At 70.2% G+C, this 15,315-nt stretch carries 15 protein-coding genes and 1 pseudogene; 7 read left to right on the top strand and 9 right to left on the bottom strand.

Features of this window, described 5'->3' with window-relative positions; translation table 11 throughout:
* Positions 1–132 precede the first annotated feature (132 nt).
* The 3 genes from uvrB to G4G93_RS04220 are packed head-to-tail and all read right to left on the bottom strand — an operon-like array spanning position 133 to position 5,050.
* Positions 133–2,955 carry an excinuclease ABC subunit UvrB gene (gene uvrB, locus G4G93_RS04230; RefSeq protein ID WP_165081523.1) on the bottom strand — a complete coding sequence of 941 codons (2,823 nt, stop codon included), beginning with the start codon at positions 2,953–2,955 and terminating at the stop codon, positions 133–135.
* Between the two features lie 44 nt (positions 2,956–2,999).
* On the bottom strand, positions 3,000–4,052 hold the full coding sequence (locus tag G4G93_RS04225) for a PAS domain-containing protein (RefSeq protein ID WP_165081521.1): 1,053 nt from the start codon (positions 4,050–4,052) through the stop codon (positions 3,000–3,002).
* Positions 4,049–5,050: a LysR family transcriptional regulator gene (locus G4G93_RS04220; protein WP_165081518.1), complete on the bottom strand. Its 1,002-nt coding sequence runs from the start codon at positions 5,048–5,050 to the stop codon at positions 4,049–4,051. Before G4G93_RS04220 ends, G4G93_RS04225 begins: the two co-directional genes overlap by 4 nt.
* A gap of 129 nt (positions 5,051–5,179) precedes the next feature.
* On the opposite strand from G4G93_RS04220, the gene G4G93_RS04215 reads away from it, so the two are divergent.
* Positions 5,180–5,686: a VOC family protein gene (locus G4G93_RS04215; RefSeq protein WP_165081516.1), complete on the top strand. Its 507-nt coding sequence runs from the start codon at positions 5,180–5,182 to the stop codon at positions 5,684–5,686.
* Here G4G93_RS04215 and G4G93_RS04210 read toward each other — a convergent pair.
* A complete protein-coding gene (locus G4G93_RS04210; RefSeq protein ID WP_165081514.1) occupies positions 5,673–5,942 on the bottom strand; it encodes a DUF3297 family protein in 270 nt (89 codons plus the stop codon). The two genes, G4G93_RS04215 and G4G93_RS04210, sit on opposite strands and share 14 nt — an antisense overlap.
* A 351-nt stretch (positions 5,943–6,293) precedes the next feature.
* Between G4G93_RS04210 and G4G93_RS04205 the strand changes: the two genes are divergently transcribed.
* Positions 6,294–6,641, top strand: coding sequence for a hypothetical protein (locus G4G93_RS04205; RefSeq protein WP_246736542.1), 348 nt, complete (start codon positions 6,294–6,296; stop codon positions 6,639–6,641).
* A 185-nt stretch (positions 6,642–6,826) separates the two neighbouring features.
* Here G4G93_RS04205 and G4G93_RS04200 read toward each other — a convergent pair whose 3' ends face one another.
* The 4 genes from G4G93_RS04200 to G4G93_RS04185 all read right to left on the bottom strand — a co-directional run bounded on the left by G4G93_RS04200 (position 6,827) and on the right by G4G93_RS04185 (position 9,895).
* Positions 6,827–7,201 carry a hypothetical protein gene (locus tag G4G93_RS04200; protein WP_165081512.1) on the bottom strand — a complete coding sequence of 125 codons (375 nt, stop codon included), beginning with the start codon at positions 7,199–7,201 and terminating at the stop codon, positions 6,827–6,829.
* Positions 7,201–8,769 carry a GMC family oxidoreductase gene (locus tag G4G93_RS04195; RefSeq protein ID WP_165081510.1) on the bottom strand — a complete coding sequence of 523 codons (1,569 nt, stop codon included), beginning with the start codon at positions 8,767–8,769 and terminating at the stop codon, positions 7,201–7,203. The genes G4G93_RS04200 and G4G93_RS04195 overlap by 1 nt, the downstream gene beginning before the upstream one ends.
* A gap of 89 nt (positions 8,770–8,858) precedes the next feature.
* Positions 8,859–9,407: a twin-arginine translocation signal domain-containing protein gene (locus tag G4G93_RS04190; RefSeq protein ID WP_165081508.1), complete on the bottom strand. Its 549-nt coding sequence runs from the start codon at positions 9,405–9,407 to the stop codon at positions 8,859–8,861.
* Between the two features lie 92 nt (positions 9,408–9,499).
* Positions 9,500–9,895 (bottom strand): VOC family protein, encoded by a 396-nt coding sequence (locus G4G93_RS04185; RefSeq protein ID WP_165081506.1) that lies wholly within the window; start codon positions 9,893–9,895, stop codon positions 9,500–9,502.
* Between the two features lie 311 nt (positions 9,896–10,206).
* Between G4G93_RS04185 and G4G93_RS04180 the strand changes: the two genes are divergently transcribed.
* From G4G93_RS04180 to G4G93_RS04160, 5 genes are all read left to right on the top strand, one after another.
* A complete protein-coding gene (locus tag G4G93_RS04180; RefSeq protein WP_165081504.1) occupies positions 10,207–10,470 on the top strand; it encodes a hypothetical protein in 264 nt (87 codons plus the stop codon).
* A 366-nt stretch (positions 10,471–10,836) separates the two neighbouring features.
* Positions 10,837–11,136 carry a hypothetical protein gene (locus G4G93_RS04175; RefSeq protein ID WP_165081502.1) on the top strand — a complete coding sequence of 100 codons (300 nt, stop codon included), beginning with the start codon at positions 10,837–10,839 and terminating at the stop codon, positions 11,134–11,136.
* A gap of 89 nt (positions 11,137–11,225) precedes the next feature.
* On the top strand, positions 11,226–11,951 hold the full coding sequence (locus G4G93_RS04170) for a YidB family protein (RefSeq protein ID WP_165081500.1): 726 nt from the start codon (positions 11,226–11,228) through the stop codon (positions 11,949–11,951).
* A 54-nt stretch (positions 11,952–12,005) separates the two neighbouring features.
* A complete protein-coding gene (locus G4G93_RS04165; protein WP_165081498.1) occupies positions 12,006–12,725 on the top strand; it encodes a glutathione S-transferase in 720 nt (239 codons plus the stop codon).
* Between the two features lie 421 nt (positions 12,726–13,146).
* Positions 13,147–13,830, top strand: a complete 684-nt coding sequence (locus G4G93_RS04160) for a response regulator transcription factor (protein WP_165081496.1) — start codon at positions 13,147–13,149, stop codon at positions 13,828–13,830.
* Positions 13,831–13,942: 112 nt separating this feature from the next.
* On the opposite strand, the pseudogene G4G93_RS36705 reads toward G4G93_RS04160, so the two are convergent.
* A pseudogene (locus G4G93_RS36705) lies at positions 13,943–14,338 on the bottom strand (flagellin); the annotation flags it as partial.
* Positions 14,339–15,315 lie beyond the last annotated feature (977 nt).

The raw sequence follows: 15,315 nt of genomic DNA, 5'->3' as shown, positions 1-15,315 counted from the left end.
GAAAGCGGCGCGGGGCGGTAGCAACGGGTGCGATAGACCAGCATATCGCGGGCCGGCCGGACGATGAGGCCGGCGCCGCGCGCGGGTGCGACCGGCACGGGACTGTCCGCCGCGCCGGTCCGGGCCGCCGCCTCAGCTCCGCCCCTTGCGGCCCTTGTATTTGGGCTTCTGGCCCGGGAAGCCTTGCGTCGAGCGGCCGGTCGGGCGCTCGGCGTAGGAGAACGGCACCTCGCGGTCGGTGCCCGGGCCCATGTCGTCGAGGTCGGGCTCGCGGATGCGGGTGCCCTCGTCGGAGATGCCCTTGCCGCCGGGACCGTAGCCGAGCGGTTCCGCACCCCGGCGCTTGCGCTTGGCGCCGAAGCGGCCGGCCTCGCGCTCGACATCGGCCTGCTCGGCCATCGGGTCGTCGGCGATGGCGAGCTCGGTCGCCTGGAGGCGCTTGAGCTCGTCGCGCAGGCGCGCCGCCTCCTCGAAGTCGAGATCGGCCGCCGCCGCCCGCATCCGCTTCTCGAGGTCGGCCATCACCGCCTTGAGGTTGTGGCCGACCGTGACGGCGGACTTGGCGAGCCCCGTATCGACCTGGACGTGGTCGCGCTCGTAGACGCTTTCCAGGATGTCGGAGATGTTGCGCTTCACGCTCTGGGGCGTGATGCCGTGCTCCTCGTTGTAGGCGAGCTGCTTCTTGCGCCGGCGCTCGGTCTCGGCCATCGCCCGCTCCATCGAGCCGGTGATGTGGTCGGCGTAGAGGATGCAGCGCGCATCCGCGTTGCGGGCGGCGCGGCCGATGGTCTGGATCAGCGAGGTCTCGGAGCGCAGGAAGCCCTCCTTGTCGGCGTCGAGGATGCCGACAAGGGCGCATTCCGGGATGTCGAGGCCCTCGCGCAGCAGGTTGATGCCGATCAGCACGTCGAAGGCGCCGAGCCGCAGGTCGCGGATGATCTCGATGCGCTCCAGGGTGTCGATGTCCGAGTGCATGTAGCGGACCCGCACGCCGTTCTCGTGCAGGTACTCGGTCAGGTCCTCGGCCATGCGCTTGGTCAGCGTCGTCACCAGCGTGCGGTAGCCGGCGGCGGCGACCTCCTTCACTTCCCCCAACAGGTCGTCGACCTGGGAGCGGGCCGGGCGCACCTCGATCACCGGGTCGACGAGGCCGGTCGGGCGGATGACCTGCTCGGCGAAGACGCCGCCCGTCTGCTCCAGCTCCCACTTCGCCGGCGTCGCCGAGACGTGGATCGATTGCGGGCGCATCGCGTCCCATTCCTCGAACCGCAACGGGCGGTTGTCGAGGCAGGAGGGCAGCCGGAAGCCGTATTCGGCCAGCGTCGCCTTGCGGCGGAAGTCGCCCCGGTACATGCCGCCGATCTGCGAGACCGTGACGTGGCTCTCGTCGGTGAAGACGAGCGCGTTGTCGGGCAGGTACTCGAACAGGGTCGGCGGCGGCTCGCCGGGCTTGCGGCCGGTGAGGTAGCGCGAATAGTTCTCGATGCCGTTGCAGGCCCCCGTGGCCTCGATCATCTCGAGGTCGAAGGTGCAGCGCTGCTCCAGGCGCTGGGCCTCGATCAGCCGGCCCATCCGGGTCAGCTCCTCGACCCGCCACTTCAGCTCGTCCTTGATGCCCTTCACCGCCTGTTGCAGCGTCGGGCGCGGCGTGACGTAGTGGCTGTTGGCGTAGACCTTGACGAACTTGAGCGTGTTGATCGTCTTGCCGGTGAGCGGATCGAACTCCGAGATCGACTCGATCTCGTCGCCGAACAGGCCGATGCGCCAGCCGCGATCCTCCAAGTGGGCCGGCCACAGCTCGATCACGTCGCCGCGCACCCGGAAGGTGCCGCGGGCGAAATCGGACTGGATGCGCTTGTATTGCAGCGCCACCAGGTCGGCGACGAGCTGGCGCTGCTCGATCTTCTCGCCGAGGCTGACGGTGAACGACATCGCCGTGTAGGTCTCGACCGAGCCGATACCGTAGATGCACGAGACCGAGGCGACGATGATGACGTCGTCGCGCTCCAGCAGCGCCCGGGTGGCGGAGTGGCGCATCCGGTCGATCTGCTCGTTGATCGACGATTCTTTCTCGATGAAGGTGTCGGACCGCGGCACGTAGGCCTCGGGCTGGTAGTAATCGTAGTAGGAAACAAAGTACTCGACGGCGTTGTCGGGAAAGAAACTCTTGAATTCGCCGTAGAGCTGCGCCGCCAGGGTCTTGTTGGGAGCCAGGATCAGGGCCGGGCGCTGGGTCTCCTCGATGACCTTGGCCATCGTGAAGGTCTTTCCGGAGCCCGTGACGCCGAGCAGGACCTGGTCGCGCTCCCGGCCCGTCACGCCGGCCACCAGCTCGGCGATCGCCCGCGGCTGGTCGCCGGCCGGGGTGAAGTCGGATTTCAGCCGGAACGGGACGCCGCCCTCGGATTTCTGCGGCCGCTCGGGACGGTGAGGGCGCCACAGCTCGCCGTTCTTGAACAGCGGGTTGCCCTCGGTGAGGAGCCGGGTCAGCGCGTCGACCGTGGCCGAGACGCCCTCGCTCGCCAGCGATCCGCGCTCCTCCACCGCCTCGCCGTCCGGCTCGCGCAAGCCGAGCGCCTGGGCCAGCGCCGGCTCGACATCGGCCGCATCGCCATGGGCGAAGGCGGCCTGCGGCGCCTCGCCGAAGCCGTCCGTAGCGGTCGCCGCGGCACGCCGAGCCTTGCGCGCGGGCGCCTCGCTCGGCTTGGCCTCGAGCGATTTGGCCTCGAGCGATTTGGTCTCGGGCGATTTGGCGTCGGCGTCCTTCGCCCCGGCGGTTCCCTTGCGGGGACGGCCGCGTTTCGGCGGTCCGGGCGGCAGCGGTGGCGCGACGACGGGCAGGCGGTCGCGGTTCAGCGCCGGGTTCAGCAGCTCGGCGAGGAACGGGTCGAGCGGCTTCAGCTCGGGCTTGGAGGCCTTGCCGGTCGACAGGCGGGGCTTCTTCGGGGCGGGCATGACCCCGATATGGCAACCGGCGTGCCGACCGGAAAGGGCTCTCGTCACCGCACCCTGGCGACCGCCAGGGTGTTGCCGTCGATGAAGACGAAGCCGATGCCGGCCTGCTGCAGGGCGGCGATCGCGGCGTGGCGCGAGCGGGACGATTGCCCCTCGCCCCCGTCCTCCAGGCGCCGGACGGTCGAGAGCGAGAGGCCGCTGGCGGCGGCGAGCTGGGCCATCGACCAGTCGAGCAGGCCGCGGGCGGCGCGGATATGCGAGCCCTGCACCGCCTGCTCCAGGCCGCACCGCGCCAGGCCCGTCGCCGCCGGCCGGATCCCGTCGACCCGGGAATTCAGGCTGGCCCAGGTCTCGATCCGCCCGTCGGCGCCTCGCACCGGCACGAACACGCCCCGGAACAGGCCTCGCTCGCCGCCAGCGAGGGCCAGGTGCTGCTCGACCACGAAGGCCCGGCCCGCGGCGAGCAGCGTCTGGATCCGGTCGTGGACGCGCGCGCGCTCCTCCGGCACCAGGATCCGGGTCCAGTCGGCGTGGAAATCCTGCTGCGACAGGCCGGTGAGGCTCAGGAGTTCCCGCGAGGCGATGCGATAGGAGGTGCCGCAGGGCGACGCGTGCGTCCAGGCCTGAGCCTGCTCGAACAGGGCCCGGCGGCGCCTCTGCTCCTCCCGGTGCAGGATGGCCAGGCGCTCGGCGTCGGTCACGTCCAGCGCCACGCCGGCCACCGCCCGCGGCCGGCCCTCCGGGGTGACGTAGGCGGTGCCGCGGTTGGCCAGCACCCGCAGCGACCCGTCCGGCCGGATCACCCGGACCGTGTGGTCGTTGAAGATCCCGTCCCGCATCACCCGGGCGTTGGCCTCGATGAGCGGCCGGTCCTCGGGATGGACCAGGCTCAGGAACAGGCCGTAATCCGCCCGCACCGCGCCGGGTGCGAAGCCGAGCAGCCGGTATAAGCCCGGGGACCAGACCTGCTCGTCGGTGGCGAAGGTCCAGGTCCAGCTGCCGGTCAGGCCGTAAGCCTCGACGAGGCGCAGGAAATCCCGGTCCGGGAAGTCCCCGCCGAACGGGGCCTCGACGAACGAGGGCGTGTGCTGGTTCACCACGGACTCCCGGTTTCCAGGGCCTCGGATCGGGATTCCCGCTGAGGCTCCCGTCGGGAACGGGCCGGCGGCGCCCCGGGCAGCGTGTCGTCGGCCGCGAGCTCCGGCGGCAGGCCGCGGTCCCAGGGCGGGTCGGCGAAGCGACCCGCCACGAACTCGACCAGGGCCCGGACCTTGGCCGGCGGGCGACGACGCGACGGCATCACCGCGTGGATCGGCAGCGACGGGATGACGCCGAGATCGAGCGCCACCAGGCTGCCGCGGCGCAAGGCGTCGGCGACCAGGAAGGTCGGCTGATAGATCACCCCGAGCCCGGCAGCGGCCGCCGCCACCAGGGCGGCGCCGTTCGAGGCCCGCAGCGATCCCGCCACCGTCACCGTACCGCCCTCGAAGCGCCAGCCGTCGCTGCTGGCGAGCGTGTAGCCGAGGCAGTTATGGCCGGTCAGATCCTCCGGGCGACGCGGCCGCCCCGTCGCCGCGAGGTAGGCCGGCGCGGCGCAGACCCGCATCCGGCACGGAGCCAGCGCCCGGGCGACCAGGCTGGAATCCCGCAGATGGCCGATCCGGAGCGCCAGGTCCCAACCCTCCTCGATCAGGTCGACCGGCCGGTCGTTCAGTCCGAGCTCGACGGTGAGCGCCGGATGGGCCCGGCCGAATTCCGCCAGCGCCGGAGCGACCTGCAGCACCCCGAACGAGACCGGCACGTTGAGCCGCAGGGTGCCGCGGGGCTCCTCCGCCTCGGCCCCGGCCGCCGCCTCGGCCTCGTCGATCTCGGCGAGGATGCGCTCGCAGGCCTCGAGGTAGCGCCGGCCGGCCTCTGTCAGGGTCAGGCGGCGGGTGGTGCGGTGCAGGAGCCGGACGCCGAGCCGGTCCTCGAGGGCCGCGACGTGCTTGGTCACGCCGCTCTGGGACAGGCCGAGCGCCCGCGCGGCAGCCGACAGGCTGCCGGTAGCGGCGACGCGCACGAAGATCTGCATTCCGGTCAGCCGGTCGGGCACGACTCGATCTCACTCTCTGGGTGTGAAGTGATAATACTCAATGCCGGATTTCCGGACAGTACCAAAGAGTGCAATCTACGCAGCCTATTGGCAGACTACGCAGACGATGCCGTCAAAGAGGAGTTAACCATGATTGCGCCGATCGACCCGCAGACCCGCATCGGGCACGTGCACCTCCGGGTGGCCGACCTCGACCGGGCGCTCGGCTTCTATTGCGGGGTGCTCGGCTTCGCGCTGATGCAACGCTACGGCACCCAGGCCGCGTTCGTGTCGGCGGGTGGCTACCACCACCATATCGGGCTCAACACCTGGGACAGCGCCGGCGGCACCCCGCCCCCGCCCGGCCATACCGGGCTCTATCACGTGGCGATCCTCTACCCGACGCGGGCGGCGCTCGCCGACGCGCTGGCGCGCCTCGACGCCGCCGGCATCCCGCTCACCGGGGCGAGCGACCACGGCGTCAGCGAGGCGCTCTACCTCGACGACCCGGACCGCAACGGCGTGGAACTCTACTGGGACCGGCCGGAGGCCGAGTGGCCGCGGGACGAGGCGGGCGGCCTGCAGATGGTCACCCGCCGCCTCGACCTCGCCTCGCTCCGGGCGACAGGTCCCGGGGCCGCCGCTACTCGGCCGTAGGCGCCTCGGGCGCCGTCTCCGGGGTGCGGAAATACGGCTCGACCGCGCCCTTCAGCTTCACGGTCATCGGGTTGCCGAAGCGGTCCTTGGCGTTGCCGGCGGCGAGCCGCACCCAGCCCTCGCTCACGCAGTACTCCTCGACGTTGGTCTTCTCGACGCCCTTGAACCGCACGCCGACGCCGCGCTCCAGCAGGGCGGCGTCGTGGAAGGGGCTGCGCGGGTCGGTGCTGAGGCGGTCGGGCGGGGTGTCGGTCATCGGGCAAACCTCCGGGGTGGCGATCGGCGCCCCAGGTAGCCGCTCGCGGCGCCGCTGCCAATCCGCCTCCGGCCCGGGCCCCTCCTTGGAATTTTCATAATTCATAACACAATATAGATCTCGGACCTCAAAATAGAAATCCTCCAATATTTTGAGATGATCTTGCGAATGCACACGACGTACGGCATTGAGGACCAGCCGATCCCCGGCACGATCCGAGTTGGAGGCCGCGATGGCGCGAGCGCTGATCCTGATTCACGGCTGTACCGGTCTGATCCGGGAAGGATGGCCCCCGTTCGGCCTGTCCTGGGAGCGGCTGGTCGTCCTCTTCAGCGAACCGGAGGGCGCGCGATGACGACGAAGACGACCGCCACGCCCCTGCACCGGCACGAGCACCCGCGGGCGGAGACCGAGGCGCGCAGCCAGGCCGCCCTGGAACGGGCCCTGACGCTGGCCTTCTGGGACGCGCTGGAGCGCGGCCCGCTGCCGCCGATGGCGGCGCTCGAAGCCGCCGCCCGCACGGTCGGCACGCTCTACCGCCAGATCGCCACCCTGCACGGCCCGTCGCCGCGCTGCGGCTGCGGCTGGAACCCTGAACCCGACGAGGACCTGATCCGGCTCGAGGCGATGCTGGCGGCGGCGCTCGTCGAACGGCCGCGGTCGATGCTGGAGGATTTGCCGGTGCAGGGGCGGGCCTGAGGGGCGGTCTGTCGATCTGCATTACCTGTTGGCAGCGGCCCGGGATGCTGACGCATCGACTTCGATCTTGAGCAGGCCCGAGAATCGACGGGGCCGTTGGTATCGGTCGCTGGGGACAGGGGCGTGCTCGTGATCGTGCGTTGGAGTCTCAACGCCGAACCGGCGACCGGTACGGCGAATGAGGTTCATCGCGGCGCCGTCCCGTCCGGCCGGTTCGACGGCATCCCGCCGGGCGCGTCCGGATAGGCGGTGCTCGGCACCGGGCCGGCCTGGCCGACCGAGCTGCTCGGCGTCGGTGTCCGGCTCGTATCGGCCGCTCCCGAAGGTCCGGGCGCCGCCGGGCACGGGCCGGAGCCCGGGCAGGCGGCGTGGTCGGTGGCGACGGAGCGGCCGTCGCGCTCCGCCGCGGGCTGGCCGCCCGGGCTGCCCGGATAGGCCGCGGCCCCACCGGGTTGGGGCGACGGGGCGGGCGGCGTCGGCGAGCCCTGGGCGAGAGCCGGGGCGACGGCGAGGGACCCTGCGGCGAGGGCCGCGAGCAGGAAGCGCATGGCTCTGCGCATCAGATGTCCCGCCGCTGCATCGCGCCGGCGATGTGGTCGGCCTGGCGCAAGGCCAGCGCCACGATGGTCAGGGTCGGGTTGCAGGCCGCACCCGACGTGAACTGGCTGCCGTCGGAGACGAACAGGTTCTTGACGTCGTGGGTCTGGCCGAACTTGTTCAGCACGCCGTCCCGCGGCTTCGCGCTCATCCGGTTGGTGCCCATGTTGTGGGTGCTCGGATAGGGCGTGACCGGGTAGGTGACGGTGGCGCCGACCGCCTCGTAGATCGCGGCACCCCGCTGGTAGGCGTGGTTGCGCATGGCGATGTCGTTGGGGTGGTCGTCGTAATGCACGCTCGCCACCGGCATGCCGTGCTTGTCCTTGACCGTCGGGTCGAGGGTGATGCGGTTCGTCTCCTGCGGCAGGTCCTCGCCGACGAGCCACATCCCGGCCATGCGCGGATACTGCTCCATCGCGCTGGTGAAGGAGCGGCCCCAGGCGCCCGGATTGAGGAAGGCGGCCATGAACGGGATGCCGAGCGACACCGTCTCCATCTCGTAGCCGCCGGCGAAGCCGCGCTTGGGATCGTGATGGGCCTCGTCGCGGATGATGCCCGCCATGGTGGTGCCGCGATACATGTGGACCGACTTCTCGAACACGCCGTAGACGCTGCCGGTCACGTGGCGCAGGTAGTTGCGGCCGACCTGGCCCGACGAGTTGGCGAGCCCGTCCGGGAACATCGAGGACGCGCTGTTGAGCAGGAGCCGCGGGCTCTCGATCGAGTTGCCGGCGACCGCGACGATGCGGGCCTTCTGGCGCTGCAGCTTGCCGGTCTCGTCGGCGTAGACCACGCCCGTCACCTTGCCCGAGGCGTCGTGCTCGATGCGGAGCGCCATGCAGTTCGGGCGGACCTCCAGGTTGCCGGTCTCCTCGCCGCGCGGGATCTCGGCGATCAGCGTCGACCACTTCGCCCCCGACTTGCAGCCCTGGAAGCAGAAGCCGATCTGCTGGCACGAGCCGCGGTCGTGGCGCTCCTGGCTGTTGATCGCCATCCGGCCGGTATGGACCTCCTTGTAGCCGACGCGGCGGGCGCCGGCCTCCATCACCTTGAAGTTGTTGTTGCCCGGCAGGCCCGGGATGCCGTTGGTGCGGGTCACGCCCATCCGGTCCTCGGCCTTCTCGTACCAGGGGTCGAGCTCGGCCCGGGTGAGCGGCCAGTCGAGGAGGTTGGCGCCGGGGATAGCGCCGTAATGGTCGCGGATGCGGAATTCGTGCTCCTCGAAGCGCAACGAGGCGCCGGCCCAGTGCACCGTCGAGCCGCCCACCGCCTTGACGATCCAGGCCGGCAGGTTGGGGAAGTCCCGCGCCACCCGCCACGACCCCGAGGTGGTGCGCATGTCGGTCCAGGCGAGCTGGGCGAAGCTCGCCCATTCGTCGTTGATGAAATCCTCCATGTTGTGGCGGGAGCCCGCCTCGAGGATGACGCAGCGGATCCCCTTGAGCGCCAGCTCGGTCCCCAGCGTGCCGCCGCCGGCGCCGGAGCCGACGATGACGACGAGGCCGTCGTCGTTCAGGTCGAATGTGGCCATGGTTTCCTCCGGGTCCGCGCGGCCGGGCCGGCGCGGTCGTCCCTAGATTGTTCTTGATTGGACAGTCGGGAGAGTGGCGTATCGAGGGCTCAGACCTTCGGCAGCCAGTCGATGTCGTTGAAGCCGCGGTTGATGTAGCCGCCCTTGTCGGCGGACGGGCCCTCGTAGCCGAATTTCGGCCACAGCTCCGGCTGGTTGTAGAGCGAGACGACGAGGTCGGAGCGGATCTTCTTGAAGAAGTCGATGTGGCTGATGCCTTCCAGCACCGCGACGCGGTCGGCCTCCCAGCCGATCTGGGCATAGTTGAGCTTGTGGCGGGCCTGCGAATCCTCGTCGAGGCGGCGCAGGCCGGAGGTCAGCAGCGTCTTCACGCCCGGATCGGCGGCGGCCTTGCCGTCCCAGGGCTTGACCGCCGTGATGTAGTAGACGTCGCCGAGGAAGTCGTGCGGGTAGATGTCCCGCGCCATCTTCACCAGGGTCTTCAGCTCGGCCGGCGACAGGGCGGCGCCGTTCTCGGCCCAGGCCTCCGAGACCTGGAGCCCGGCGCCGGTGGCCAGCGCCGCGGCGGGCGCCGCGACGGCGGCGCTCTGCAGGAAGCCGCGGCGGCTGAATCGCGTGCGCGGATCGACTTCTCTCATCGGGTGTCTCCTCGTGCGTCATTGTCGTTGGAGGTCGGTGCCGGCCGACGCGGGGCGCGTCTCGCGCGCGCTCCCGCACCGGCCCGTCGGGGTCAGGCGAAGCGGCCGCCCTTCTGGATCACCTCGATCTTGTAGCCGTCCGGATCGGTGGCGAAGAAGAACCGGGCGAGCGTCTTGCCCTGGTGCTGGAAGTCCTTGACCGGAGTCGCCGGCAGGCCTTCGCTGGTGAAGCGGGCATGCTCGGCATCGACGTCGTCCACCACCACCGCGAGGTGGCCGTAGCCGTTGCCGAGGTCGTAGGGCTCGGTGCGGTCGAAATTGACCGTCAGCTCCAGCTCGAACGGCGACGAGGGGTGACGCAGGTAGACGAGCGCGAAACCGTCGAAGCCGATGCGCTCGGCGAGCTCCAGGCCGAAGGCGCGGGCGTAGTAGGCGCGGGAGCGCTCCTCGTCGAGGACGCGGATCATCGAGTGGACGGGCTTGGCCATCGGCAGCGGGAACCTCGTTGCAACGCGGGCGCCGCGCCGCGCGGCCGCCCCTCAAGGAGCTTAGACTACCTCCAGGGAAGCAGCCGGGGTGGTAGCGGGATGTGACGCCCGTGCCGTCGGACCGCCGGCGGGCAAGCCCCTCCCGCAGCGAACCGGCCGCCCGGCGCACGGCCATGCAGCGATCTTTGTTCCACGCCGCCGCGTGCGCGGGAACACATCGCTGCGGTTTGCGCCTCCCTATATTCCAATCATCGCAACAGAGGCAGGCCACGGACACCGGCCTGCACAGCGTTAAGGAGCCTGAATACCAGATGAAGACCCGAATCGCCGCCGTCGTCACCGCTCTTGTCCTTGGCGCCGCTCCGATCTCGTCCGCCATGGCATTCAGCGCCAACTCTCCCGCCCCGTTCGGCGTCCGCGACGTCGAGACCACCGGATCGCTTGGGCCCTCGGCCAATACCAGCGTGCCGTTCTACGGAGCCTGCCCGATGAGCTCGGCCTCCGAGGGCAACGCCAACCAGCAGAACTTCCTGGTCAAGCAGTACGGCCAGACCGCCGGCGGTCACCGCTGCTGATCGACACCGACCGAAACTCGGCCGAACCACGCATTTCCCGGGAGATTTTACGAATGAGCGACATGAAGCTTCTTCGCGCCGTGTCCTACGGCATGATCGGCGTCCTGGCCGGCGGCCTCGCCATGACGGTCATTGGCACCGCCAACGCCCTGATGAACATGTAAGCTGCGAGACGGGCCGCCCACGGGCGGCCCTTTCTATTATGACACGAGACGGGCCGCCCACGGGCGGCCCTTTCTATTATGACACGAGACGGGCCGCCCACGGGCGGCCCTTTCCACAGGCGCGGGGCCGCTTTCCTCCGCCGCTCCGGAACCGCAGAGCTTCCCGGGCCTTGCCTCGAGAGGAACCCTGCCGGAGATTGCCATGGCCCCGCTCGCCCGCCTCGTTCCCGCTGCCCTGCTCCTCCTCACCACCGGCGCCGTCCCCGCCCTCGCGATCTCGGACCGCCGCGACCAGCCGACCCAGGCCGACGTACCGGACGAGGCGCGCGGCACCACGCCCGGCGTCGCGCCGCCCCAGGCGATCAAGCCCGACACCAAGGTGATGCCCGGCGATACCGGCCTGAGCGGCAACGCCCGTTCCCGCACCAACCCCCTCGACCAGCTCGACCCCAAGGATCGCCGCGCCACCGGCGGCGGCAATGGAGCCGGCGACCGCCGGTGAGGGCAGCTGCGCCGACGGAGGCCGCGCCGAAGGCAACCCCGGCGGTCGAACGCGGTTAACACCGGGTCACGCGCGACGGGAGGCGACCCATGGGTCTGCTCGATCAGGTCATCGGTTCCGTGCTCGGCAACGTCCTCGGGGGCGGCCGGCAAGGAGGCGGATACGAGGGAGGCCGCGACGGCGGCTCCGGGGCGATGTCGCCCCTCGTCAAGGCGCTGCTGATGCTGCTGGCCGCCAAGGCGATGAATGGCGGCTTCGGCGACATCTTCGGCGGCGGGCGCCGGCCGGCGCCGCAGGGCGGCCCGGAGGACGGCTACGCCCCGGATCCCCACGGCTACGGCATGCCCGAGCCGCGCGACGAGGCGCCCCGCTCCCGCCGCGGCGAGGATCCGGACAATCCCTATTCCGACCTCGCCGGCATGCTCGACGGCCCCGGCGGCGGCACCGCCTCCCCTCCCCCCGGCGGCGGGATCCAGAACCCGTTCGACCAGGGCGCCGGGCCGTATTCCCGCCTCGACCGGGAGCAGCCCGACGACGCGGCGGGCGGCGGCCTCGACCATCTCATCGATCGTTTCCGCCAGGGCGGCCTCGGCGAGATGATCGAATCCTGGATCGGCCCGGGCCACAACCGGCCGATCCAGCCCCAGCAGCTCGCCCAGGCCCTCGGCCCCGACACGGTCGACACCCTGAGCCGCCAGACGGGCCTCGGCCGCGACGACCTGCTGGCGCAGCTCGCCCAGGTGCTGCCCGGCGTGATCGACGGCCTGACCCCGCAGGGGCGCCGGCCGAGCCACGACGAGGTGCGCGGCTGGTGAGCCGACCGGCGCCCGGACCCGTCCGGGCGCCCCGGCGGAAGAAAGGGTGACGCGATGGCCTACGAGCTCCACTACTGGCCGGCAATCCAGGGGCGGGGCGAGTTCGTCCGCCTCGCCCTCGAGGAGGCCGGGGCCGATTACGCCGATGTCGCCCGCCAGGACGGCATCGACGGCGGGATCGACGGGATGATGGCCGGCCTCGATGCGCCGCCCCGTCCACCCTTCGCGCCGCCCTACCTGCGGGACGGCGACCTGGTGATCGGCCAGACCGCCGCCATCCTTCTGTATCTCGGGCCGCGTCTCGGCCTCGTCAGCGAGAGCGAGGCCGACCGGATCTGGACCCACCAGATCCAGCTCACCATCGCCGATGCCGTGGCGGAGGCCCACGACACCCACCACCCGATCGCCTCGGGCCTCTACTACGAGGAGCAGCTGCCGGAGGCCGCCCGCCGGGCCGAGGATTTTCGCACCCATCGCATCCCGAAATTCCTCGGCTGGCTCGAGCGGGTGCTGACCGCGAACCCGGACGGCCCGCGCCACCTCGTCGGCGGCCGCCTCAGCTACGCCGACTTGTCGCTGTTCCAGCTCGTCGAGGGGCTGGCCTACGCCTTCCCGCAGGCGACAGAGCGGGCGCTCGGACACACCCCGAAGGTCGTCGCCCTGCACCGCCTCGTCGCCGCACGGCCGCGCATCGGGACCTACCTGGCGAGCGACCGGCGCATCCCGTTCAACGAGGACGGACTCTTCCGCCGCTACCCGGAGCTCGACGGGTAGGCGCCGACACGGCGAAATTAAAAGTTGCATTGTCGCTCGACCGCAATGTGAAAGTGTGGCGCCTGGGGTTCACGGGACGGGACCTACCGCTGTCACCTCGCTGCCACAGATCGATTGCGCACCATGCGCCCTTTCAACCTGTTGATTTCATTGAATCCGCTAGCGGCTGCGTGGCGTCTGCGCCACAGGTTGTGTCGTCAATTGAACACCCTCCGCCCGCGGTTAATAAAAAATTAACTATTTCGACGCGAAAGTCGCATTAACAAATCGCTTACGAGCTTGCCTCTCGCGAAGCGAACCGGGCGCCGTCGCAAGTCCACCGCGACGTCCCGACGTGTCTCTGACAATAATGAACCAACCAAGCCCGCTGCCATGATCGGCAACGGGACAAAAGAACTCGTCAAGAATCTTGGGGGCTGGCGTGTACATCGTCGTTGACGAGCGGGAAAGCGTGGCCGCACACTATGTCGAGGGCTTCGGCTCGGAAGGTGTGGCGGCCAAGGGGTTGGACGTGCGGGACGTCCGGACCTGGATCGACGCCATTCCGGCCCAGGACCTCGCGGAGGTCCAGGGCTTCGTGATCGGCGATTGCGCCGACCGCACGGCCTTCACCGGCCTGCTGCGGAGCCTGTCGGGCGCGCCGATCATCGCGCTCAACGAGACCCGCTCCCTGGAGCAGACCCTCGCGCTGTTCACCGCCGGCATCGACGACGTGGTCCGCAAGCCGGTCCACGTGCGGGAGATCATCGCCCGGGCCGGCGCGATCCGCCGCCGCACCAACCGCAGCGAGATCAAGCCCGCGAGCACCCCGGACCGCAGCGGCCGCCTGACCGTCCACACCGACGGGCGCGACCCCGAGATCGACGGCCAGAGCCTGCTGCTGCCGCGGCGCGAGCGCGACATCCTCGACTACCTCGCCCGCAACCGCGGCCGGCCGGTGACCAAGGGCCAGATCTTCAAGGCGGTCTACGGCGACCTCGACAGCGCCGTCGACGAGAGCGTGGTCGAGGGTCACATCAGCAAGCTGCGCAAGAAGCTGCGCCAGCGCCTCGGCTACGACCCGATCGAGGCCAAGCGCCTGGCCGGCTACACCTTCGTCGGCTGAAGGCCCCCTCCCCCGCGACCGCGAACGCAAGAAGCCCCGGGCGGTCGACCGCCCGGGGCTTCTTGCGTTCGCGGGAGAGGACCGCCGCCCGTGAGGGCGGCGGCCGATCGCCTTAGCGGAAGAGCGAGAGGATGTTCTGGCTCGACGAGTTGGCGATCGAGAGCGCCTGCACCGCCAGCTGCTGCTGGGTCTGCAGCGCCTTCAGCTTGGTCGACTCCTCCTCGACGTCGGCGTCGACCAGGATGCCGATGGTGCGGTCGTTGGCCTTCATCAGGGTGTCGACGAAGTTCTTCTGGCCGTCGATCTGGGTCTTGTTGGCGCCCAGCTTCGTGCCAGCGTCGGTCACCTTGGCGATCGCGATGTCGACCACCGAGATGATCTTGCCGAGATCGTTGTCACCGGCGGTGCCGACGAGCTTCGAGATGTCGACGTTGGCGATCGAGTAGCTGCCCGCGCCGAAGGCCGGATCGTAGGTGCCCGCGGTCGAGTCGATGATGCCGCGGCCGATGATGATGCCCGAGTCGGTGCCGTAGCCGGTCTTCGCGTTGGTCGACGCGCCGCCCGTGAAGGTGCCCGCCACGCCGCCGAGCTTGGCGATGTCGGTGCCGCCCAGGGTGAGGGTGGAGCCGGTGCCGGTCGCCGTCGTGGCGAAGGTCATGTTGCCGCCGCTGTACTTGGCCGATGCCTTCACGCCGGCCGCGGACAGCTTGGCGTTGAGGATGGCCGCCAGGTCGGCACCGTTCACGGCGCGGTTGTTGGTCGAGGTCGGGCTCGCCAGAGCCGCGTAGTCCGAGGCCGCCAGGGTGATCGTCTTGGCGCCCGAGCCGTCGTTGATGGTGAAGCTCTTGCTGCTCAGCGACGCCGAGCTGGTGGTGGACGCCGTGAAGCCGAGAGCCGTCGACGGCGACACCGTCACGGAGGAGCTGGCGGTGCTGTAGACGTTGAACTTGCCGCCCTTGAACTCGACCTGCGCCTTGATGTTCTGGGCCGTCAGCTCCTTGTTGATCGCCGCCTGGAGGTCGGCGCCGGTGGGCGTGGCCGCGTTAGCCGTGTTGACGCCGGTCGTGCCGATGTACTTGGCGTTGTTCATCGTGATCGTCTGGGCACCGCCGCCGGTGCCGTCATCGATCGTCAGCGTGAAGGTGTTCGAACCCGACAGGTCGGCGCTGGCGGGGACGTAGGCGGAGTTGGCCGTCACGGTCGGGTTGCCCGACAGGTCGACGCTGGTGAAGGGGGTCGCCGTCGAGGTCGCCGAGGTCGCGGCCGCGCCGCTCGTCACGCCGAAGCCGATATCGGCCAGGGCGAAGTTCGTCGTCGCCGTGTTGTTGAACACCGTGACCTGGGTGTTCTGGCCCTGGGCCTGGCTCTGGAAGGTCAGGCGGCCGGCATTGTCGAGGCCCGCCGTCACCTTGCCCTTCAGGTTCGACGTACCGGTCGCGGCGATCTGGTTGTTGATCGCGCTGATCAGCTCCTCGGAGGTGACCT

The sequence above is a fragment of the Methylobacterium sp. DB0501 genome (genome assembly GCF_011043735.1).
GTDB classification, from domain to species: domain Bacteria; phylum Pseudomonadota; class Alphaproteobacteria; order Rhizobiales; family Beijerinckiaceae; genus Methylobacterium; species Methylobacterium alsaeris.
The sequence above is the reverse complement of the archived record's forward strand: the minus strand, read 5'-3'. Positions and strand labels throughout refer to the sequence as shown.

What these genes read in the sequence shown, in the direction of transcription:
- uvrB (WP_165081523.1), bottom strand. Translation starts at nt 2,955, where the DNA reads ATGCCCGCCCCGAAGAAGCCCCGCCTGTCGACCGGCAAGGCCTCCAAG.
- G4G93_RS04190 (WP_165081508.1), bottom strand. Translation starts at nt 9,407, where the DNA reads ATGAGAGAAGTCGATCCGCGCACGCGATTCAGCCGCCGCGGCTTCCTG.
- G4G93_RS04210 (WP_165081514.1), bottom strand. Translation starts at nt 5,942, where the DNA reads ATGACCGACACCCCGCCCGACCGCCTCAGCACCGACCCGCGCAGCCCC.
- G4G93_RS04185 (WP_165081506.1), bottom strand. Translation starts at nt 9,895, where the DNA reads ATGGCCAAGCCCGTCCACTCGATGATCCGCGTCCTCGACGAGGAGCGC.
- G4G93_RS04200 (WP_165081512.1), bottom strand. Translation starts at nt 7,201, where the DNA reads ATGCGCAGAGCCATGCGCTTCCTGCTCGCGGCCCTCGCCGCAGGGTCC.
- G4G93_RS04180 (WP_165081504.1), top strand. Translation starts at nt 10,207, where the DNA reads ATGAAGACCCGAATCGCCGCCGTCGTCACCGCTCTTGTCCTTGGCGCC.
- G4G93_RS04205 (WP_246736542.1), top strand. Translation starts at nt 6,294, where the DNA reads ATGACGACGAAGACGACCGCCACGCCCCTGCACCGGCACGAGCACCCG.
- G4G93_RS04175 (WP_165081502.1), top strand. Translation starts at nt 10,837, where the DNA reads ATGGCCCCGCTCGCCCGCCTCGTTCCCGCTGCCCTGCTCCTCCTCACC.
- G4G93_RS04170 (WP_165081500.1), top strand. Translation starts at nt 11,226, where the DNA reads ATGGGTCTGCTCGATCAGGTCATCGGTTCCGTGCTCGGCAACGTCCTC.
- G4G93_RS04215 (WP_165081516.1), top strand. Translation starts at nt 5,180, where the DNA reads ATGATTGCGCCGATCGACCCGCAGACCCGCATCGGGCACGTGCACCTC.
- G4G93_RS04195 (WP_165081510.1), bottom strand. Translation starts at nt 8,769, where the DNA reads ATGGCCACATTCGACCTGAACGACGACGGCCTCGTCGTCATCGTCGGC.
- G4G93_RS04165 (WP_165081498.1), top strand. Translation starts at nt 12,006, where the DNA reads ATGGCCTACGAGCTCCACTACTGGCCGGCAATCCAGGGGCGGGGCGAG.